Source organism: Methylorubrum populi (assembly GCF_002355515.1).
GTDB classification, from domain to species: domain Bacteria; phylum Pseudomonadota; class Alphaproteobacteria; order Rhizobiales; family Beijerinckiaceae; genus Methylobacterium; species Methylobacterium populi_A.
This window is the reverse complement of sequence record NZ_AP014809.1, coordinates 4,696,209-4,716,338: the sequence shown is the minus strand read 5'-3', so window position 1 is coordinate 4,716,338 and position 20,130 is coordinate 4,696,209. Positions and strand designations below refer to the sequence as shown.

The window sequence follows — 20,130 nt, the reverse complement described above, 5'->3', positions numbered from 1 at the left end:
CAGGGCAGAGCCCTGCTGACGCTCAGGCCGCCCGCACGGTCTCGAGGAAGCGTCCGACCTCCGCCGAGAGGTGCTCGGACTGGCGCGACAATTCGGTCGCCGAGGACAGCACCTGCGCCGCCGCCGCGCCGGTCTCCTCCGCCGCGCCCGCCACGCTGGCGATGGTGCGGGTGACGGATTCCGTGCCACTCGCCGCCTGGGCGACGTTGCGCACGATCTCCTGGGTCGCCGCGCCCTGCTCCTCGACCGCCGCGGCGATGCCGGTGGCGACGCCGCTGATCTCGCGGATGCGCCCGGCGATGCTGTCGATGGCGCCGACTGCCTGACCGGTCGCCCCCTGGATGCGCCCGATCTGCCCGGTGATTTCCTCCGTCGCCCGCGCCGTCTGGTTGGCGAGTTCCTTCACCTCCGCCGCGACGACGGCGAAGCCGCGGCCCGCCTCGCCGGCGCGGGCCGCCTCGATCGTGGCGTTGAGCGCCAGCAGGTTGGTCTGGCCGGCGATGGTCGAGATCATCGCCACCACGTCGCCGATGCGCGCGGCGGCCTCGGAGAGGTCGCGCACGAGGGCCGCCGTCTGCCCGGCCTCGGCGACGGCCGCCTGCGCCAGCGAGGCCGAGCCGTCGACCTGCCGGCCGATCTCCTGCACCGAGGCGCCGAGTTCCTCGGCCGCCGCGGCGACCGTGCCGACATTGGAGGCGGCCTCCTCGGCGGAGGCGGCCACCGTGCCGGACTGGCCGGCGGTCTGGCTGGCATTGGCGGTCAATTGCTGGGCGGTGGCCTGCAGCTCGGTCGCGGCGGCGGTCACGCCCTGAACGATGCCGCCCACCGCGCGCTGGAAGTCGTCGGCCAGGGCCCGCGCGGCGGCCCGGCGCTGCGCCTCGGCGCCGGCGCGGGCGGCCCGCGTCTCCTCCTCCAGGGCGCGGGTGCGGATCAGGTTGTCCTTGAACACCTGCACCGCCGCGGCCATGGCGCCGATCTCGTCGCCGCGCTCCCGCCCCGGTACGGCGACCGCCGCATCACCGCCCGCCAGCGCGCCCATCGTCCCGGTCATCTGCGTGATCGGCCGCGAGATCCCGAACCAGCCGAACAGGGCGGCGGCAAGCGCGGAGAGCAGGGTCACGGCCATGGCGATCCAGGCGGCGGCCATGGCGGAGGCAGCATTCCCGACGGCCCCCTCGACGCTGGCCTTGGCCCCGCGCTTGTTGAGGGCGAGGTTTTCCTGAAGCACCTTGGTCGCGGACTGCGCGAGGCCCAGGGCCTCGGGCCCGGTCAGCAGGGCGAGAGCCTCGGGCTGGCGCCCTTCCCGCATCAGGCCGACGATCGTATCGACCCGCTGCGTGTAGGTCGCCCAGGTCTCGGAGAAGCGCTCGTACAGCGCCCGCTCCTCGGGCGAGGTGATCATCGGCTCGTAGGTACGCCGCAGGGCCTCGAGGGCGGCCTGGCTCGTGCGCACGCTCTTCTCGTTCTCCTCGCGCAGCGCGGCGGTCGGCGAGGCGGCGACGAAGCGGTAAGTCTTCACCCGCTCGTCGCGGGTCGCGGTGCTGATGTCGCCGAGCAGTCCGACCGAGGGCAGCCAGTTGTCGGCGATGTCGCGGACCTCGTGGTCGATGGCCGAAAGCTTGACGACGCTGAGGCCGCCCTGAACCGCAGCAACCACCGCCAGAAGGCTGAACGAGCCCGCCAGGGCTGCCTTGAGGGAAACGCGCATGATGAGTCCGGGAAGGGATAGAGACGCTCAGTCTCGCTACCCTGCACCGGAATACTTAAGGTTCTATCGATTTCTGCAAGAAAATGCACATTCCGATGCCGCTGCGCGCTGGCCGGGCCGAAGGCGGCCCGGCCTGCACCCGTCGGCTTACCGGCTGCCCTCCGGCTGCTCCGACGAGCTCTTCTTCTCGGTCGTCGCCTCGGGCTGGCCCAGAAACTCGGCGAGGTAGCCCTTCCACAGGCCGGCGAACCGCAGGGATTGGTGGCCGTGGGTCTCGGGCGAGGTCGGGACCAGCACGAAGCGGCCGTCCTTCACCCGGGCGAACGCCGCGTTCATCACGTCGAGCTGAGGCGGATTGAGCTCGTCGTCGGCGAAGTTCACCGCCAGCACCTTGGCGGTGATCTTTTCCAGGTCCGGCGAGGGGTCGTAGTCGTAGGAGGAATCGAACCAGTACATCCAGTCGTTGGCGTCGGCCTTGTTCTCGTAGCCGGCGATCATCTTGTCGTAGGCCTTGTCGGCCGCGGCGCGGGTCGGCGCCTGTTTCTGCAGGCCGAGCACGCTCTCGGTCATGATGTTGAAGATCGGCAGGATGCGCCCGAAATGGCGCGGCTGCTCGGTATAGTCCCCGCCCTTCCAATCGGGATCGGTGCGGATGCCCTCGATCAGCAGGCGCCGCCACATGGCGTTGCGCCCGCTCACCGGGATCGGCTGGCTCGCCACCGCCATCAGCAGGTCCATCTCGCCGGGATAGCGCTCGCCCCACATCCAGGCCTGCATCCCGCCCATGGAGGTGCCGAGCACGAGGCGCAGATGCTTGACCCCGAGCGCCTCGGTGACGACCCGGTGCTGACCCTCCACCACATCGCCGTAGCCGTAGCGGGGAAAGCGGGCCCGAAGGCCGTCGGAGGGCTTGGAGGAGCCGCCGCGGCCGAGCCCGTCGGGCAGGATCACGTACCAGCGCCGCGCATCGAGCGGCGCGCCCTCGCCGAACAGCTCCGGCCCGAGGGTCGGGATCAGGAAGCTCTTGCCGGTGCCGGTGGTGCCGTGGAGGACGAGCACCGCGTTGTCGATTTCGCCGTCGGCGCCGCGATGCGGCGTGCCCAGCGTGGTGTAGTGCAGCTTGACCTTGTCCAGGCTCTCGCCGCTGGCGAACTTGAAGTTCTCGACGACGAGATCGCCCTCCTTCTGGCCCGGATAGGGAGCGGCGGCCGGCGCGGCGGCGACCGGAGCCGGCGCGAGGCCGGCAGCGAGCGGGGCCAGCGCCATCGCCGTGACCAGCAGCGCCGTGCGAAGCGAGCGTATCCGAGCAGCCATCAAGCGTCCTCCTCAACCCATCCGAACGAACGTTCCACCGCCCGGCCCCACCCGGCGAACAGTGCCCGACGTTCTTCCGCCGCGATATGCGGATGCCAGCGTTTGTCCACGGCCCAATTATCGCGAAGATCTTCGAGCGTTTTCCAGAAACCGGTGGCCAGCCCCGCGGCGTAGGCTGCGCCGAGCGCCGTCGTCTCCGAAACCTTGGGGCGCAGGGTCGGCCGGTCGAGGATGTCGGCCTGGAACTGCATCAGGAGGTCGTTGCCGGTCATGCCGCCGTCGCAGCGCAGTTCGGACAGCGGGCAGCCGGAATCGCGCTCCATCGCCTCCAGCACCTCGCGGGTCTGGTAGGCGGTCGCCTCCAGGCAGGCGCGGGCGATGTGGCCCTTGTTGGCGTAGCGGGTCAGGCCGATGATGAGACCGCGGGCGTCATCCCGCCAGTGCGGGGCGTAGAGGCCGGAGAAGGCCGGCACCACGTAGACGCCGCCATTGTCCTCGACGCTGCGGGCCAGCCCCTCGATCTCGCTCGAGGCGCCGATCAGGCCGAGATTGTCGCGCAGCCACTGCACCAGGGCGCCGGTGATGGCGATGGAGCCTTCGAGGGCATAGGCCGGCGGGCCTCCGTCGAGCTGATAGGCCACGGTGGTGACGAGCCCGGCGGTGGAGGCGACGGGGTCGGGGCCGGTGTTCATCAGCGCGAAGCAGCCGGTGCCGTAGGTGTTCTTGGCCTCGCCCGGCGCGAAGCAGGTCTGCCCGAACAGGGCCGCCTGCTGGTCGCCGAGGATGCCGCCGACCGGCACGCCGGGGAACGGGTCGCGGGTCTCGCCCAGCACGGCACTGGAGGAGACGATTTCGGGCAGCACCGCCCGCGGGATGCGGAACACGCCGAGCATGGCCTCGTCCCAGTCGAGGGTCGCCAGCGACATCAGCTGCGTGCGGCTGGCATTGGTGACGTCGGTGACGTGCAATCCGCCGTCCGGGCCGCCGGTGAGGTTCCAGACGAGCCAGGAATCGATCGTGCCGAACAGGGCGGTGCCGTCCTCGGCCCTGGCCCGGGCGCCCTCCACGTGGTCGAGCAGCCAAGCAAGCTTGGAGGCGGAGAAATAGCTCGCCAGCGGCAGGCCGGTGACGGCGCGGAAGCGGTCGCGTCCGCCGTCGCGGGCGAGCGCGGCGACGTGCCGGTCGGTGCGGGTGTCCTGCCAGACGAGGGCGTTATGCAGCGGCTCGCCGGTGGTCCGGTCCCAGAGCAGGGCCGTCTCGCGCTGGTTGGTGAGGCCGATGGCGGCCAGATCCCCCGGCGCCAGCCCGGCCCGGGCCAGCCCCTCGCGCATCACCGCGTGGGTGTTGCGCCAGATCTCCCGCGGGTCGTGCTCGACCCAACCGGGGCGGGGAAAGATCTGCTCGTGCTCGCGCTGGGCCTGCGCCCGGATCGTGCCCTGGCGGTCGAACACGATGAAGCGCGTGCTCGTGGTGCCCTGATCGATCGCCCCGACCGCATCCGGCATGGCCCGTCTCCCGGCATCCCTCGCGTCCGGGATTGTTTCGCCCGGCTCGAGCCCGATCCTACACGAGGCGGGGCGCGCCGGAACCGGTCAGCCGGCCTGTCGGTCCCCTTGCGCCCGGTCCAATTGAGCCGGGGTGTTCTGGGCGCCCATCTGCCGGGCCATGTCGGCGGCGCTCATCCCCGAGGCGTCGCGCTTGGCCGGATCGGCGCCGTGGGCGAGCAGCAGCTCGACGATCTCGGTGCGGTCGAACATCGCCGCCACCATCAGCGCGGTGCGGGTGCCGTCGCCGGCCCCGTCGACCTGCGCACCGTGCTCCAGGAGCAGCCGGACCATGTCCGCCTCGCCCTTGAAGGCGGCCCCGGCGAGCGGGGTCTGGCCACGGTCGTTGGCGAGTTCGGGGTCGCCCCCCGCCTCCAGGATGACGCGGGCGGCCGCCGCCTGGCCGTTATAGGCGGCGAGCATCAGGAGGCTGTCGCCCTTGTCGTTGCGCAGATTCGCCGGAAGCCCCTGACCGAACAGCTCGGCCAGCTCCTCGGCATGCCCCATCCGGGCGTACTGGAAGACGCGGGCCGCGAAGGCGAGCGTCTCGTCGTCGAGGGCGAGCGGTGCGGCGTTCGGATCGGCCTGCATCGGGATCTTATCGTGGCTTCGTGACGGGATCGGCTCCATGCATGTGGCGTTTCCGGGGGCTTCGTCCAGTCAGGCGGCCTCGCGACCGTCCGGACGGGATCGGGCCGCGGCGCGCACGGCCATCGCCTCCTCCCGCTGCTGCCCTCTCCCCCAGAACGCTGCGACCGTCGGACCCATTCGTGTCAGCGGATCGCGAAACCAAGCCAGGATCTCATGGGGCCAGACCCGGCGGCCCATCCGCGTGTACCAGCGCATGGCATGGCGCAGGCGGGGATCGCGGTTCAGATAGGTGCGCGCCACGGCCTTCGGCCGCGCCTGGAGGATCACCTCGATCAGCTTGAACCAGAGCAGCACCCGCCAGGGCGGCATGTGGCGGGTGGCGAGCACCTGATGCTTGTAGTCCCAGCGCCGCCGGTCGAGCTGGATCACCCGGCGCTCCTCGGCGAGCCGGAAATACGGCGTCCAGCGGTGCGGCGTGACATAGAGCATCTGGATCTGGTCCGGGTCGTAGGCGAGCAGCTGCCGCAGGCCGCGCCAGTAGTCGCGGTCGCGCTCCTCCTCGAAGCCGACCACCCAGGTCGCCATGGAGAGGATGCCGTTCGCCCGCAGCAGACGGATCGCCTCGCGGTCGGTCGTCGTGGTGGCACCCTTGCGGATCAGATCGAGGGTGGCCGCATCGGTGCTCTCGAGCCCCAGCAGGAAGCGCTCCCATCCCGCCCGCTTGTACAGCGGCAGGATGTCGGCATCGCGCACGATGTCGTCCGCCCGCGTCGAGCCGACCAGGATGAGATCGACGTTCTCGGCAATGAGGGCTTCCAAGAAGGTGCGCCAGACCTTCTTCGAGACGGTCGGATTCTCGTCGGCGAAGTTGATGACGCGCACGCCGTGCTCCCGGTGGAGCCGAGCGAGTTCGGCGGCGAAGCGGACGGGATCGCGGTGGCGCCAGCGGGTCCAGAACCCGCGCTGGCCGCAATAGGTGCAGGGGTGCGGGCAGCCGCGGGAGAACTGCACCACGACGGCGCGCAGGCCGCCCCAGTAGCTGTAGCGGGCGTGGTCGATCAGCTCCCAGCCGACCCGGTAGGCATCGAGATCGCGGATCAGCGGAGCCGGCGGCGTCTCGCGGATCGCGTCGCCGTCGCGATAAGCGAGGCCGGGCACGCCGCCGAGCGACCGTCCCGCCGCGAGCGCTGCCACGAGCCGCCGGGCGGTCTCCTCTCCCTCCCCGCGCACGATCGCAGCGACGTGCGGTTCGGCCTGCAGGATTTCGCGCCCGTGATAGGTCGGGAATACGCCGCCATAGACGATGGTCACGCCCGGCATCGCCGCGGCCACCCCCGCCGAAACCTCCGCGATGACCGGGTGTCCCGAGGTCGAGCCGGAATGGCCGAACAGGACCGCCTCAGGCCTCCGCGCCACGATGTCTCGGACGAGGTCCGGCAGCGGCACCGGTCCGAACTCGGCATCGATGAGCGAGACGGCATGGCCGTCGTCGATCAACGGGCCGCCGATGGCGAGCAGTCCCAGCGGCGGCAGATGGTCGTCGGGGATCCGGCTGCCGATCGCCGGATGGGGCACGTTGACGAGCAGAATCTTCATCGCGCGCTCCGGACAGGGGCGAGGGTTCGCAGAACCGGATGGATCCTGCGTCGAGACCCGGCCGGACGGCCGAGCCCTGTAATGGTCGAGAGGTTCAGGCGGCTTGCGGCACCGCGGGCGGGTTCAGCCCCCCGAACCGCCGGTCGCGGGCGGTGAAGTCGGCGACCGCCGCGGCGAGGTCCGCGGCGCCGAAATCGGGCCACATCCGCTCGGTGAAGTGCAGTTCCGCGTAGGCCGCCTCCCAGAGCAGGAAGTCGGAGAGCCGCTTCTCGCCGCCGGTGCGGATCAGGAGATCGACGTCGCCGGGCCCGCACAACGCCTCGCTCATGGCCTCGCGGCTCAACCCCTCCGGCCCGAGCCGGGCGGCCGCCGCGAGGATCGCGTCGCGCGAGGAGTAATCGACGGCGATGCGCAGGTGCAGCCGGTCGCCCGCTTCGGTCGCGGTCTCCGCCCGCGCGATCGCCTCCGGGATGCCCGCGGGCAGGCGGTCGCGGCGGCCGATCACCGTGAGGCGGGTGCCGCTGCGGGCGAGGCGCTCGGTCTCGCCGCGCAGATAGGCCCGCAGCAGCCGCATCAGCCCGCCGACCTCCTCGGCCGGGCGGCGCCAGTTGTCGCTGGAGAAGGCGTAGAGGGTCAGCGTGCCGATGCCGAGGGCGGGGGCGGCCTCCGCCACCCGCTGGATCGTCTTGACGCCCGCCCGGTGGCCCGCCCCCCGCGGCAGGCCGCGGGCACGCGCCCAGCGGCCGTTGCCGTCCATGATGATCGCCGCGTGAAGACTCGATCTGCGGTCGAGAGGGCTTTGCATCGTAAAGTCTCCGGGCGGCATTCGACGCGGGGGCGAGGGGACGTTGGACACGGTTCGGCTTCCGGCGGGCGGTCCGCCCGTCAGACGGGTTCGGCGAGGCCGGAGCGGTCGTGGCCAGCCGGACTCTGGGTCTTGCCGGCGGCGCTCTGCGGCCTGCCGGCGGCGCTCTGTGGCCTGCCGGCGGCGCTCTGTGGCCTGCCGGCGGCTTGGGCAGCGTCGCGCACCACCTGTTCCAGCACCCCGAGATAATCGAGGAAGCGGGTGCGCCCGGAGGGGGTCAGGCGGCACAGGGTCTGCGGGCGGTTCTGATCGTAGCCCTTCTCCAGGCTGACGAGGTCGGCCTCCTGCAGCACGGCGAGGTGGCGGCTGAGATTGCCGTCGGTGAGCCCGCACAGGCGCTTGAGGTCGGGGAAGGCGAGGCCGCGGGGATGCGAGACCAGGGAGGTCAGCACCGAGAGCCGCGCCCGCTCGTGGATGATCCGGTCGAGGCCCTCGTAGGAGAAGCGGGCCTCGGTGCGGTCAGAGGTCGGCATCGGCGTCTCCGTGACCGGCGTGGCGGTAGATGATGAGGGCCATCAGCCCCTGCCCCACCGCGAAGGGCAGGCCCATCAGCCAGGGCGAGAGGTGGCGCGTCTCGCTGGCGAGCACCAGCACGGTGAGCCCGGCGAGCAGGTACCATGCCCCCGCCAGCGGCACGGTGCGGGGCAGGATGCGGACCGAGGCAAACAGGCCGAGCCCGACCAGCACCTGCCACAGCCCCGGCAGCATCCAGAGCTGGTCCGGCGCGAAGCGGGCGAAGACGAGGCCGAGGCACAGACCCGCCCCACCCGCGGGCAGAAAGCCTTCGATCGCGCTGAACACCATCGCGTCGGCGAGTCCCGAATGGACCCGGCGCGAGCGGCGCACCGCCTCGAAGCCGATCAGGGCGCAGGCGGTGACCGCGGCGGCGATCCACAGGCCGAAGAAGGCGACGGGCCGGGCGGTCGGGTCGTCGAGCAGCAGCGCCTGCCCGCCCGCGACGGCGAGGGCGAGAATGCCGGTCGCGGCCAGCGTCGCCGTGCCGAGGCCGCGAAAGGCCGTGTCCCGCGCGATCTGCATGCGGATCGCGACGATGTCGGCCAGCGCCCTGTCGAGGTCGCCGTGGGTGTCACGCATGGGGCTCGTCTTCCCGCGTCGAGGCGCGCTTTGCATTGCAAAGTACACGCGGGCGCAGAGCCGTCAAGCGGCGTTTCTCTGCGCGGCTCAGCCTTCCTCCCGCAGCCCCGCGAGGTCGAGGCGGCGGGTGAGCATGGCGAGGGCGCCCTGCCCGTCGCGCGGCCACTCGGCCTCCGGCCGGTCCCGGTACAGCTCGACCCCGTTGCCGTCGGGGTCGCGCAGGTAGAGCGCCTCGGACACGCCGTGGTCGCTGGCACCGTCAAGTGGGAGACCGGCCGCCTCGACCCGGCGCAGGGCATCGGCCAGGGCCGCCCGGGTGGGATAGAGGATCGCGAGGTGGTAGAGGCCGGTATGGCCGGGCGGCGGCGGAGAACCGCCGGCGCTCTCCCAGGTGTTGAGGCCGATATGGTGGTGGTAGCCGCCGGCCGAGACGAAGGCGGCCCGGGCACCGTAGCGCTGCGTCAGCGCGAAGCCGAGCACGCCGCAGTAAAAGGCCAGCGCTCGTTCAAGGTCGGCCACCTTGAGGTGGACGTGGCCGATGCGGGCCCCCGGATGGATCGGTTCGCTCACGCGCTCTCTCCTCGCCTGGCGCGTCACGCGCGCCGCAGGGCGTAGGGGCCGTCGCCGAGCCCCGCCTGGACCAGCAGCATCACCGCCCAGAAACCCGCGAACTCCCAGCCGCCGCCGGGATTTTGCGCGAAGAAGCCGTTGGCACCGTGCACGGTGACGATGGCGCCGATCAGCACCGGAACCAGAGCCAGGGCGACGAGGCGGGCATAGAGGCCGAGGATCAGGGCGAGGCCGCCGACGGCTTCCACGGCGATCACCGCGTAACCGAGGGCGGGCGGCAGGCCGAGGGAGCCGAAGAAGGCCGCCGTGCCCGCGGGCGTGAACACGAACAGCTTCAGCCCGGCATGGGCCAGGAACAGGCCGCCGAGGGTGAGCCGCAGCAGCAGGGCGGCGTAGGGAGCGGTGCGAGGGTCGGTCGAGGTCGTCGCGGTCGGGGTCGTCGCGGTCATGGTCATCTCGGTTCGGTCGTTTCGATCGGCGCCGCGGTGGCGGCGTTCGCGATGACCGGACCATGCCCGGCCCAGGCGATTGCGATAATCCGCGTTCGCTGCCATTCACCTCACTCTGAGAGAGTGAGGTGAGCCGTGCTCGACCGCGTGACGGGAATGCAAGTCTTCGCCCGGGTGGCGGCGCTCGGCAGCTTCTCGGCCGCCGGGCGCGCGCTCGGCCTGTCGCAGACCGGGGTGACCAAGCACGTGGCGGCCCTGGAGGCGCGGCTCGGTACGCGGCTCCTGCACCGGACGACGCGCCGCCTGACGCTGACCGAGACCGGCCGCAGCTATCTCGAGGCCTGCGAGCGCATCCTCGCCGAGATCGCGGAGGCCGAGGCAGCGGTCGGCGCGGAGGGGGTGGAGGCGCACGGCACCCTGCGGCTCAACGTGCCGCTCTCGTTCGGCGTGCGGGAAATCGCGCCGGCGCTCGCGGCCTTCTCCGCCACGCACCCGGCGCTGACGATCGAGCTCGGCCTCAACGACCGGCGGGTCGACCTGATCGAGGAGGGATGGGACCTCGCGGTGCGGATCGGGGCGCTCGCCGATTCCGGGCTGATCGCCCGGCGCCTCGCCTCCAGCCGCCTCGTGGTCTGCGCCGCGCCCGGCTATCTCGACCGGCATGGCACGCCGCGTCAACCCGAGGAACTGAAGGGCCATAACTGCCTCGGCTACACCCTGTCCGATGCGAGCGGCTGGCGCTTCGGTGATCAGGCCTATCCGGTCTCGGGCACCCTGCGGGCGCCGAACGGCGCCGCCCTGGTGGCCGCGGCCGTGGCCGGTCTGGGGCTCGTCTACCAGCCGACCTTCCTGGTGGCGGAGGCCCTGCGCGCCGGCACCCTCGTCGCCCTCGATCTCGGCGCCCCCTGCCCGACCCTGCCGATCCACGCCCTGATGCCGCCGGGCCGGCGCCCGGCCAAGACCCGCGCCTTCGTCGATTACCTGGCGGAGCGCTTCGCGGGCGAGCCGGCCTGGGAACGGGATTTGCCGGCGGTGCGAAGTGCGGGCGCCAACAGTCTCCCGTCATGAGAACGCCCCGACGCGCGTCCCGACCTCAATCGGCCGCAAGTCTCGGCCATCTCGGGCCGTTCGAACTCTTCCTGAGACCGCCCGACGGGCCCATATTGCCGCTATGCCCGCATCCAAGAATCCGCGCGTGAGCCCGGCCAAGGCGACGGCCAAGCCGGCCTCCAAAGCGACATCGAAGGCAACCTCGAAGACGACGGCGAAGGCCGACCGGCCGGAGCTGATGCCGCTCGACGAGCATCTCGCCGCGCTGCTCAACCCCGCCCTCAACCGCAACCGCCCGAAGGCGATCGAGCCGGTGTCCCCGCCGGAGCCGGTCCGGAAAGGGCGCGGCCGCAAGGGTGAGGCCGGCGAAGCGAAAGCTTACAAAAAAATCGCGCAGGACGGCTGCGCCGAGGCGCCGCAGGCGGGTTTCGCCATCGGCGACGCGGCGGAGGTCGATCCGCGGCTGGCCCAGGCGCTCGGCCTGGTCCCGCCCGACGACGGCCCGGCGCCGGAGGCCGCGCCCGAGGCGCCGTCCCTCGCCACCGAGGGCGTCTCGGCCACCGTCGAGGCGCTGGAAAAGCTCCTCACCGAGGGCAACCCGCTGTTCAAGAACGGCGAGGCCTGGGTGCCGCACCGGCCGGAGCGCCCGGCCAAATCGGAGGGCGGCGTCAAATTCACGCTGAAATCCGACTTCACCCCGGCGGGCGACCAGCCCAGGGCCATCGCCGAACTGGTGGAGGGCGTCAAAATCGCCGAGCGCGATCAGGTGCTGCTCGGCGTCACCGGCTCCGGAAAAACCTTCACGATGGCCAAAGTCATCGAGGAGACGCAGCGGCCCGCCCTGATTCTGGCTCCGAACAAGACGCTGGCCGCACAGCTCTACGGCGAGTTCAAGAGCTTCTTTCCGGACAACGCGGTCGAGTACTTCGTCTCGTACTACGACTATTATCAACCCGAAGCCTACGTGCCGCGGTCCGACACGTTCATCGAGAAGGAATCCTCGATCAACGAGCAGATCGACCGGATGCGCCACTCGGCCACCCGCGCCCTCTTGGAGCGCGACGACGTCATCATCGTCGCCTCGGTCTCGTGCATCTACGGTATCGGCTCGGTCGAGACCTACACGGCAATGTCGTTCACCGTCTCGCTCGGCGAGCGGATCGAGCAGCGCCAGCTCATCGCCGACCTTGTGGCACTGCAGTACAAGCGCATCCAGTCGGATTTCGCCCGCGGCACCTTCCGGGTGCGCGGCGACGTGATCGAGCTGTGGCCGGCCCACTTGGAGGACCGCGGCTGGCGCATCGGCCTGTTCGGCGACGAGATCGAATCCATCGTCGAGTTCGATCCGCTGACGGGCAAGAAGCTCAACGAGTTGAAGTTCGTGAAGGTCTACGCGAACTCGCACTACGTCACGCCGCGCCCGACCCTGCAGCAGGCGATCAAGGGCATCAAGACGGAGCTGAAACAGCGCGTCGAGGAGCTGACCCGGATGGGCCGCCTCATCGAGGCGCAGCGGCTGGAGCAGCGCTGCACCTTCGACATCGAGATGATCGAGGCGACGGGGGCCTGCAACGGCATCGAGAACTATTCGCGCTACCTCACCGGCCGCAAGCCCGGCGAGCCGCCGCCGACCCTGTTCGAGTACCTGCCCGACAACGCCCTCGTCTTCACCGACGAGAGCCACGTCACCGTGCCGCAGATCGGCGGCATGTATCGCGGCGACTTCCGCCGCAAGGCGACACTCGCCGAGTACGGCTTCCGCCTGCCCTCCTGCCTCGACAACCGCCCCTTGCGGTTCGAGGAATGGGACGCGATGCGCCCGCAATCGATCCACGTCTCGGCCACGCCCGCCAAGTGGGAGATGGAGCGCACGGCGGGCGTGTTCGCCGAGCAGGTGATCCGCCCCACCGGCCTCGTCGATCCGGTGATCGAGATCCGCCCGGCCCGCTCCCAGGTCGACGATCTTCTCGGAGAAGTCCGCGCCGTGGCCCAGGCCGGCTACCGCACCCTGGTCACCACGCTGACCAAGCGCATGGCCGAGGATCTCACCGAGTATCTGCACGAGAACTCGGTGCGGGTGCGCTACATGCACTCCGACATCGACACCCTGGAGCGCATCGAGATCATCCGCGATCTCCGGCTCGGCGCCTTCGACGTCCTGATCGGCATCAACCTGCTGCGCGAGGGCCTCGACATCCCCGAATGCGCGCTGGTGGCCATCCTCGATGCCGACAAGGAGGGCTTTCTGCGCTCCGAGACCTCGCTGATCCAGACCATCGGCCGCGCGGCGCGCAACGCCGAGGCCCGCTGCATCCTCTACGCCGACACCATCACCGGCTCGATGGAGCGGGCGATGGCGGAGACCGAGCGCCGCCGCCAGAAGCAGCTCGCCTACAACGCCGAGCACGGCATCACGCCGCAATCGGTCAAGCGCGGCATCAGCGACATCCTCGAGAGCGTCTACGAGCGCGACCATGTCCGCGTCGATACGGGGCTGGCCAAGGACGCGATCACCGTCGGCCACAACCTCAAGGCCGTCATGGCCGATCTCGAGAAGCGGATGCGCGCGGCGGCCGCCGATCTCGACTTCGAGGAGGCCGCGCGGCTGCGCGACGAGCTCAAGCGCCTCCAGGCCACCGAACTCCTGGTCTCCGACGATCCCATGGCCCGCCAGAGCGACGTCGAGCGCGAGGCCGGGCGCTACGGGCAGAAGGGCAGCCGGATCTCGAAGCCGTCGCTGGACAATATGGGGCCGGGCACCGACCGCGAATTGCCGGCCGGGGCCGTGCCCTGGCAGGAGCGGCCGAAGGCGCGCTCGACGCAGGGGCTCGGCGGTCAGAAGCCCCGCTACAAGGGCGGCGGCGGGCGCAAGCGCGGCTGAGGCCTCCGGGCAAATCCCCGACGAGGGGAGGCTCGACAAGGGGAACCTTGGCCATCGGCTGGGATTGGCCCTTCAGATCCTGCAACCGCCGGGTGGCCCCGCCGCGAGCCCGGCCGGCGGCCGAAGCCTGCGGGAAGTCTCGAAGGAGCCGACCGATGCGATCCCCCTCTCCCCTCCGCCGGGCCGCTCTGAGCGCCCTCCTCGGCAGCCTGATCCTGTCGGCGCCGGCGCTCGCCCAGAGCGTGGCCAATCCCAACGACCAGCCCACTGCCGGCACCCTGCCCTCCGGCACCGACACCGTGCGGGGCAACGCGCGCACCGCCGAGCGGGCGACCGGCGAGGTGTCGCCTCCAAGCGCGATCCGCTCCTCGACCTCGGTCATGCCGGAGGGCCGGAGCAGCGGCAAGACCGTGCGCACCAACCCCTCCGACCATCTCTCGAAGCCGTTCCGCTCGAGCTACGAGAACTGATCCGCAACCTCATCCCGCCCCCCGCCGTTGGACCGGCACGGCTGCCTGAGTGCGCTCCGCCGAAGTGGAATACCGGTTCGGCGGAGCGCGCACCGAAGCGAGGATCTGGAGTCCTGCCCGAAGGCATCGCCTTCGGGAGGACTCCAGAGGCGGCGTGAACCGGCGGGAGGAGACGAGATGGGGCTGCTCGATCAGGTCATCGGCGGAGTCGTGGGACAGGTTCTGGGGGGCGGGCGCGGCGGCGCCCTCGCCTCGCCGGTGGTCAAGGCGCTGCTCATGCTCCTGCTCGCCAAGGGCGCGAGCGGCGGCCTCGGCGACATTCTCGGCCGCGGATCGCCCGGGTCCGGCGGTCGCCCCCTGCCCGGCCCGGGCGCCGACGACGGCGATCTCGGCGGCTTCAACCAGGGCCGCCGCAGCGGACCGCCGGGCCAAGGGGGCGATCCCGGCGGCGATTTCAGCGATCTCGCCGGCATGCTCGACGGTCCGGGGGACGGCCCCTCCGGGCACCGCTCGCCTGGCGAAGGGCCCTATGCCGGGCTCGACCGGGAGCCGCAGGACGAGAGCGGCGCGGTCGCCGGCGGCCTCGACGGCCTGATCCAGAGCTTCGAGCGCAGCGGGCTGGGCGATGTGATCGGCTCGTGGATCGGCCACGGCCCCAACCGCGAGATCGCGCCGAACCGCCTCGCCGACGCCCTGGGTCCGGACACCCTCGACACGTTGGGCCGCGAGACCGGCCTGCCGCGCGAGGATCTGCTCGCGCAGCTGGCGCAGGCCCTGCCCGGCGTGATCGACGCCCTGACGCCCCAGGGCCGCGCCCCGAGCCGCGAGGAACGCGGCGGCTGGTGAGCCCGCAGAAGGAACCCGCCATGGCCTACGAGCTGCACTACTGGCCGATGATTCCCGGCCGCGGCGAGTTCGTGCGGCTCGCCCTCGAACAGGCCGGGGCGGATTACGTCGATGTCGCCCGCCTGCCGGAAGAGGCGGGCGGCGGCATCGCGGCGATGATGGACCGCCTGGAGGACGAGCCGGTCCGGCCACCCTTCGCCCCGCCCCTCCTCAAGGACGGCGACCGGGTGATCGGCCAGACCGCGGCGATCCTGCTCTATCTCGGGCCCCGCATCGGCCTCGTCGGAGCGGAGGAGGCCGACCGGATCTGGACGCACCAGATCCAGCTGACGATCGCCGACATGGTGGCGGAGGCCCACGACACCCATCACCCCGTCGGCGTCGGCCAGTACTACGAGGACCAGCGGCCGGAGGCGCGCCGCCGGGCCGAGGACTTCTGCCGGAACCGGATTCCGAAGTTCCTGGCCTGGTTCGAGCGCGTGCTCGCCGGCAACGTGGCGGGGCCGGAGCACCTCGTCGGCGACGCGGTCAGCTACGCCGATACCTCGCTGTTCCAGCTCGTGGCGGGCCTGCGCTACGCCTTCCCGAATGCCGCGGCCCGGGCCCTGGCGCGGGCGCCGCGCGTCGTCGCCCACGCCGAGCGGATCGGGACGCTGCCGCGCATCGCCGCCTACCGCGCCAGCGAGCGGAGCATCCCCTTCAATGAAGAGGGCATCTTCCGGCATTACCCGGAGCTCGATTTCGGCTGATCACCGACGCGCACGATCGACGCTCACGGCTCGACCTGTGACATCGTCGTGAAAGCTGTCTTCCGGCCAAACGGTCGCGCTTGTGCCGCCCGGCGGCGTGCTACACGTGGCAGCGTGAGCATCACAGAGAGCCTCCCCACCATCAGCGAGCCGAACGTCGAACCGGCGCGTGTCCGGGTCGCGGAGCCGTTGCGCACAGCGCAGGATGCCCTCGCCCGGGCGCAGGACGCCGCCGGGATCGGTGTGTTCACCCTCGACCTGCGCACGGGCATCCTGCATCCGAGCCCCGCCTTCTGCCGCCTGCACGGCCTGGCGGTGCGCGAGGCCTATCCCCTCGCCGCGCTGATCGAGCGGCTCGGGCCGGAGGACCCGGCGGCGGTGCCCTCGGGCGCGGCGCCGGCCGAAGAGGCGGTCTACCGCGTCCGCGATCCCGAGACCGGCGCGCCGCGCTGGATCGCCCGCACCCTCGAAGTCGAGCGCGGTGCGGACGGCGCGGTCCTGCGGCTCGCGGGCGTGACCCGGGACGTCACCGAGCAGCGGGCCCAGCGCACGGCGCTGGCCGAGAGCGAGCAGCACTACCGCACGCTGTTCGAGCAGATGGACGAGGGCTACTGCGTCATCGAGTTCATCGACGGCCCGCACGGGCCGCTCAGCGACTACGTCCACGTCACCGCCAACCGCGCCTACGCCCAGCATGCCGGCATCGAGAACGTCGCGGGAAAACGCCTGCGCGAGATCGTCGGCGACGAGGCCGAGGGCTGGCTCGCGCTCTACGGCGACGTCCTGCGCACCGGCCGGCCGATCCGCTTCCAGCGCGAGCTGGTCGCCACCGGGCGCTACCTGGAACTCGCCGCCTTCCGCATCGAGCCGCCGTCACGCCGGCAGGTCGCGGTGCTGTTCCAGGACATCACCGCGCGCCGCCGCGTGGAGCACCTGCTCCATTCCAAGACCGCCGACTTGGAGGCGGAGGTGGTGGCGCAACGGCGCGACCGCGACCGCGTCTGGACGCTCTCGCCGGTGCTCAAGGTCGTGGCCTCTCCCGACGGGCGGATCGGCGCGGTGAACCCGTCGTGGAGCCGCACCCTGGGCTGGGCGCCGGCCGAGACGGTCGGCCGCTGCGTGCCCGACTTCTTCGCCCCCGAGGAGCGCGCGGCGGCCGAGGCGGCGCTGGAGCGGCTCGCTTCCGGCGACTCGACCGACCTCGAACTGACCTGCCTGACCCGGGACGGCGGCACCCGCCGGGTGCTCTGGACCATCGTACCCGCCGACGGCCTGCTCTACGGCTTCGGCCGCGACATCACCGAGCAGCGCCAGGCGGAGGATGCCCTGCGCCAGTCGCAGAAGCTGGAGGCGGTGGGCCAGCTCACCGGGGGCGTCGCCCACGACTTCAACAACCTGCTCACCATCATCCGCTCCTCGGTGGAGTTCCTGCGACGGCCCGACCTCGCGCCCGAGCGCAAGGCGCGCTACCTCGACGCCGTCTCCGACACCGTGGACCGCGCCGCCAAGCTGACGGGCCAGCTCCTGGCCTTCGCCCGGCGGCAGGCGCTCAAGCCCGAGACCTTCGACGTGGGCGAGCGGCTGCGCAGCATCTCGGAGATGCTCGACTCGGTGACCGGCGCACGCATCCGCGTCGTCACGGACCTGCCCGGCACACCCTGCTACGTGCGCGCCGATGCGAGCCAGTTCGAGACGGCGCTCGTCAACATGGCGGTGAACGCCCGCGACGCCATGGACGGCGAGGGCCGCCTGACGCTGCGCCTCGACGGCGGCGCACCGATGCCGCCGATCCGCGGCCATGCCGGCGCGGCCGGGCCCTTCGTCGCGGTCTCGGTCGTGGACACCGGCACCGGCATCGCCAGCGCCGACCTGATCCGCATCTTCGAGCCGTTCTTCACCACCAAGGAGGTCGGCCGGGGCACCGGGCTCGGCCTGTCCCAGGTGATCGGCTTCGCCAAGCAGTCGGGCGGAGACGTGGACGTGCGGAGCCGCGCGGGCGAGGGCACCACCTTCACCCTCTACCTGCCCGAGGTCGCCGCGCCGCCTCCGGCTCCCGCCCCTACCGGACCGGGCGAGGCGGCGGGCACCGAGTCGCATCTGCGCATCCTCGTGGTCGAGGACAATGTCGAGGTCGGCCGCTTCTGCACCCAGATCCTGGAGGAACTCGGCCACCAGCCGGTCTGGGCCGAGAACGCCGAGGCCGCCCTGGCTGCGCTGGAGCGGGCCGAGCCCCCCTTCGACGCGGTCTTTTCCGACGTCGTGATGCCCGGCATGGGCGGCATCGCGCTCGCCCGCCTCCTGCGCGAGCGCCTGCCGGACCTGCCGGTGGTGCTCACCTCCGGCTACAGCCACGTCCTGGCGCAGGACGACGCGCACGGCTTCGAATTGCTGCGCAAGCCGTATTCGGCGCAGGAGCTGGGGCGGGTGCTGAAGGAGATGACGGGGCGGCGGGGGATGCGGGACGCGATGCCGAACTGAGGTCAGGCTCGATCGGCTTGACAATGGGCCGGGCTGCTTGTGACCAGTTGCAGACTCAGGAGAGGTCCGCTTCCAGGGGATGATCGGGCAGAGACTTAGGACCGAAGCTCGCATTTCTAAAAAATTTCTGATTCGGCAAATATTAATGCAAAATCTGTAGCCTTGCAATTGGTCCTGTATCTATTTGATCATCCAAATTGCACCAATGATTGCCGAGCTTCGCTGCAAAAAGTTTTCGACAAATTATCTTCTACGCCGAACATGCAATTTTTGACGAGCGCGCTCCACACGCTTTGAGACAGCTTCGTCAACAAGAGCAGCGAGGCAGCCACATTGCAGCGGTACCAGCGCCGCCAGCAGCCAAGCCGGCCTGATATGTTCCGCGACAAATGACCACCGAATTTTAGCGCACCATGCCTCAGACAAACTTCAACCATTTTCATGTCGGCGAGCGTTGCAAATACGCTCCTTCTGTGGCCACTTATGCGCAGAATTTTCGCAGAAAGTGAGTCAAGGAGCGCCCGTCAGTGTCTCAAAAACGAGAAAAATTTCGCGAATTAGCGGAAGCCCGGACGACGAAGGCACTCGACGCGATCGCGCGCATCGGAAACCTGTCGAACCGCCAAGTCTATGAATATGAGGATACCGAAGTAAAAAAAATCACCCGTGCTTTGCGTGATGCAGTGGCCGAAGTCGAAACACGGTTCGAAGAGCCGCGAGCCCGCAAATCAGGCTTCAAACTCTAGGATCCACAATGAGATCAGCTAGCATCACGCCGATACAAATTGACGACACCGACTTCCTAGTCGCATCGACGATCGAGCGGTGTCCCCGCACCATGATGATCCGAGAATTGACCAAAAACGCGCTGGAGGCTGCATCGCTTGCACCAGACGGCCATCGCCGAGTGACCTTTCGCACGGTCAAGTCGGGCGACACACCTAAGCTCGCTATCTGGAATACGGGTCCAGGCATGGACGCCGATGAACTTTACCGCATGTGCGATCTGGCGTCGTCGATCCGCAAGGAGAAGGGGCTTGAAGGAAATTTCGGAATGGGCGCCAAGGTCGCGTCGCTTCCCTCTAACAAGCACGGAATGATTTATCGATCCTGCAAGGCTGGCTGCGTTAACGAGGTCATCCTTTGCCAACGGGAGGGTCGGTATGGCCGACTAAGGCGCCAACTGGAAGACGGAAGTTTCTCGGAAATTATCGACGTTACCAAACTCGCCCGCGACGAAGGCTATGATCTTTCCTATGATTGGACTGAGGTTCGACTTCTCGGAAACAACGTCGAGCAGGAGACGGCGCGCGCACCGTACAATGGTGACCCTGTTGTCGATGCTCAGTGGCTCGCAACCTACCTGTATCACCGCTTCTATCGCGTTCCAGATGGGGTCCGTGTCGAACTTCAATCCGGCACGCACAAGCTCGGTCCCGGCGTAAGGGTATTCGAACCGCTTCCACGCAGGGCCGCGAACGGCGCCTTTGAGCGAACCGAAACAGCGGAAACAGTCGATGGGATCAAGATCCACTATTTCTATGACCCCCCATACGACAAGGCTCCCAGTCATAACCGTTCAGTTAGCGGTGCAATCCAGTCGGCGCTGAGCCTTGCCGGAATCGTTTACAAAGATGAGCTCTACGACGTGAAGACCGGACGCGCTTGGTCAATCAATGCACCTCTTTTCGGCATTCCATTTGGCTCGAAGCACATCTCCGTGCATATCGAGCTGCCGGACAACGCAGCCGTTCTTCCGGAAGCGTATAGACAGTTTCTTCGCTATCGTTCAGGAGAGCAGGACGTCGTTCAAGCGGTACATTTTGGTGATATTGTCGCCCAACATCGCCCACAGTAGTTAATAGACATTATAAGGTCATTCGCTCCAGAGAGTACTTCCAGCGACGATATCAGGGACGAACTA

The 20,130-nt window shown here is 69.8% G+C and carries 18 protein-coding genes; 8 read left to right on the top strand and 10 right to left on the bottom strand.

All coding sequences use genetic code 11. The features are described from left to right. Positions 1-22: 22 nt before the first annotated feature. From MPPM_RS21790 to MPPM_RS21745, 10 genes are all read right to left on the bottom strand, one after another. On the bottom strand, positions 23-1,708 hold the full coding sequence (locus MPPM_RS21790; RefSeq protein ID WP_096486841.1) for a methyl-accepting chemotaxis protein: 1,686 nt from the start codon (positions 1,706-1,708) through the stop codon (positions 23-25). A gap of 147 nt (positions 1,709-1,855) precedes the next feature. Then, complete coding sequence (locus tag MPPM_RS21785; RefSeq protein ID WP_096486840.1) at positions 1,856-3,022, bottom strand: alpha/beta fold hydrolase; 1,167 nt, start codon at positions 3,020-3,022, stop codon at positions 1,856-1,858. After that, positions 3,022-4,527 carry a glycerol kinase GlpK gene (gene glpK, locus MPPM_RS21780; RefSeq protein WP_096486839.1) on the bottom strand — a complete coding sequence of 502 codons (1,506 nt, stop codon included), beginning with the start codon at positions 4,525-4,527 and terminating at the stop codon, positions 3,022-3,024. The genes MPPM_RS21785 and glpK overlap by 1 nt, the downstream gene beginning before the upstream one ends. 87 nt (positions 4,528-4,614) lie before the next feature. After that, positions 4,615-5,157 (bottom strand): ankyrin repeat domain-containing protein, encoded by a 543-nt coding sequence (locus tag MPPM_RS21775; protein WP_096486838.1) that lies wholly within the window; start codon positions 5,155-5,157, stop codon positions 4,615-4,617. 69 nt (positions 5,158-5,226) lie between these two features. Beyond that, complete coding sequence (bchE, locus tag MPPM_RS21770; protein WP_096486837.1) at positions 5,227-6,753, bottom strand: magnesium-protoporphyrin IX monomethyl ester anaerobic oxidative cyclase; 1,527 nt, start codon at positions 6,751-6,753, stop codon at positions 5,227-5,229. A gap of 94 nt (positions 6,754-6,847) precedes the next feature. After that, positions 6,848-7,558, bottom strand: coding sequence for a di-trans,poly-cis-decaprenylcistransferase (locus MPPM_RS21765; RefSeq protein WP_096486836.1), 711 nt, complete (start codon positions 7,556-7,558; stop codon positions 6,848-6,850). Positions 7,559-7,638: 80 nt separating this feature from the next. Continuing rightward, positions 7,639-8,091, bottom strand: coding sequence for a transcriptional regulator (locus MPPM_RS21760; protein WP_096486835.1), 453 nt, complete (start codon positions 8,089-8,091; stop codon positions 7,639-7,641). Beyond that, positions 8,078-8,713, bottom strand: coding sequence for a hypothetical protein (locus tag MPPM_RS21755; protein ID WP_096486834.1), 636 nt, complete (start codon positions 8,711-8,713; stop codon positions 8,078-8,080). The genes MPPM_RS21760 and MPPM_RS21755 overlap by 14 nt, the downstream gene beginning before the upstream one ends. 87 nt (positions 8,714-8,800) lie before the next feature. Next, complete coding sequence (locus MPPM_RS21750) at positions 8,801-9,283, bottom strand: VOC family protein (RefSeq protein WP_096486833.1); 483 nt, start codon at positions 9,281-9,283, stop codon at positions 8,801-8,803. 23 nt (positions 9,284-9,306) lie between these two features. Beyond that, positions 9,307-9,732, bottom strand: a complete 426-nt coding sequence (locus MPPM_RS21745) for a DoxX family protein (protein WP_096487971.1) — start codon at positions 9,730-9,732, stop codon at positions 9,307-9,309. A gap of 135 nt (positions 9,733-9,867) precedes the next feature. On the opposite strand from MPPM_RS21745, the gene MPPM_RS21740 reads away from it, so the two are divergent. The 8 genes from MPPM_RS21740 to MPPM_RS28155 all read left to right on the top strand — a co-directional run bounded on the left by MPPM_RS21740 (position 9,868) and on the right by MPPM_RS28155 (position 20,064). Next, entirely contained in the window at positions 9,868-10,800 is a 933-nt protein-coding gene (locus MPPM_RS21740) for a LysR family transcriptional regulator (RefSeq protein ID WP_096486832.1), read from the top strand. A gap of 103 nt (positions 10,801-10,903) precedes the next feature. Beyond that, positions 10,904-13,663 carry an excinuclease ABC subunit UvrB gene (gene uvrB, locus MPPM_RS21735; protein ID WP_096486831.1) on the top strand — a complete coding sequence of 920 codons (2,760 nt, stop codon included), beginning with the start codon at positions 10,904-10,906 and terminating at the stop codon, positions 13,661-13,663. A gap of 155 nt (positions 13,664-13,818) precedes the next feature. Further along, a complete protein-coding gene (locus tag MPPM_RS21730; protein WP_017484107.1) occupies positions 13,819-14,133 on the top strand; it encodes a hypothetical protein in 315 nt (104 codons plus the stop codon). Positions 14,134-14,310: 177 nt separating this feature from the next. After that, positions 14,311-14,979 carry a YidB family protein gene (locus MPPM_RS21725; RefSeq protein WP_096486830.1) on the top strand — a complete coding sequence of 223 codons (669 nt, stop codon included), beginning with the start codon at positions 14,311-14,313 and terminating at the stop codon, positions 14,977-14,979. Between the two features lie 20 nt (positions 14,980-14,999). After that, on the top strand, positions 15,000-15,728 hold the full coding sequence (locus MPPM_RS21720; RefSeq protein WP_096486829.1) for a glutathione S-transferase: 729 nt from the start codon (positions 15,000-15,002) through the stop codon (positions 15,726-15,728). 120 nt (positions 15,729-15,848) lie between these two features. Continuing rightward, the gene (locus tag MPPM_RS21715) at positions 15,849-18,206 is read left to right on the top strand and encodes a PAS domain-containing protein (RefSeq protein ID WP_096487970.1); all 2,358 of its coding nucleotides are present in this window, start codon (positions 15,849-15,851) and stop codon (positions 18,204-18,206) included. A 527-nt stretch (positions 18,207-18,733) separates the two neighbouring features. Beyond that, a complete protein-coding gene (locus tag MPPM_RS21710; RefSeq protein WP_096486828.1) occupies positions 18,734-18,952 on the top strand; it encodes a hypothetical protein in 219 nt (72 codons plus the stop codon). A gap of 92 nt (positions 18,953-19,044) precedes the next feature. Continuing rightward, positions 19,045-20,064: an ATP-binding protein gene (locus MPPM_RS28155; RefSeq protein WP_162296277.1), complete on the top strand. Its 1,020-nt coding sequence runs from the start codon at positions 19,045-19,047 to the stop codon at positions 20,062-20,064. Positions 20,065-20,130 lie beyond the last annotated feature (66 nt).

Excerpts from the sequence above, each read along its gene's own strand:
- MPPM_RS21725 (WP_096486830.1), top strand. The coding sequence starts at position 14,311 with ATGGGGCTGCTCGATCAGGTCATCGGCGGAGTCGTGGGACAGGTTCTG.
- MPPM_RS21730 (WP_017484107.1), top strand. The coding sequence starts at position 13,819 with ATGCGATCCCCCTCTCCCCTCCGCCGGGCCGCTCTGAGCGCCCTCCTC.
- MPPM_RS28155 (WP_162296277.1), top strand. The coding sequence starts at position 19,045 with ATGATGATCCGAGAATTGACCAAAAACGCGCTGGAGGCTGCATCGCTT.
- MPPM_RS21745 (WP_096487971.1), bottom strand. The coding sequence starts at position 9,732 with ATGACCGCGACGACCCCGACCGCGACGACCTCGACCGACCCTCGCACC.
- MPPM_RS21775 (WP_096486838.1), bottom strand. The coding sequence starts at position 5,157 with ATGCAGGCCGATCCGAACGCCGCACCGCTCGCCCTCGACGACGAGACG.
- MPPM_RS21755 (WP_096486834.1), bottom strand. The coding sequence starts at position 8,713 with ATGCGTGACACCCACGGCGACCTCGACAGGGCGCTGGCCGACATCGTC.
- MPPM_RS21760 (WP_096486835.1), bottom strand. The coding sequence starts at position 8,091 with ATGCCGACCTCTGACCGCACCGAGGCCCGCTTCTCCTACGAGGGCCTC.
- MPPM_RS21720 (WP_096486829.1), top strand. The coding sequence starts at position 15,000 with ATGGCCTACGAGCTGCACTACTGGCCGATGATTCCCGGCCGCGGCGAG.
- uvrB (WP_096486831.1), top strand. The coding sequence starts at position 10,904 with ATGCCCGCATCCAAGAATCCGCGCGTGAGCCCGGCCAAGGCGACGGCC.
- MPPM_RS21785 (WP_096486840.1), bottom strand. The coding sequence starts at position 3,022 with ATGGCTGCTCGGATACGCTCGCTTCGCACGGCGCTGCTGGTCACGGCG.
- glpK (WP_096486839.1), bottom strand. The coding sequence starts at position 4,527 with ATGCCGGATGCGGTCGGGGCGATCGATCAGGGCACCACGAGCACGCGC.
- bchE (WP_096486837.1), bottom strand. The coding sequence starts at position 6,753 with ATGAAGATTCTGCTCGTCAACGTGCCCCATCCGGCGATCGGCAGCCGG.
- MPPM_RS21790 (WP_096486841.1), bottom strand. The coding sequence starts at position 1,708 with ATGCGCGTTTCCCTCAAGGCAGCCCTGGCGGGCTCGTTCAGCCTTCTG.
- MPPM_RS21765 (WP_096486836.1), bottom strand. The coding sequence starts at position 7,558 with ATGCAAAGCCCTCTCGACCGCAGATCGAGTCTTCACGCGGCGATCATC.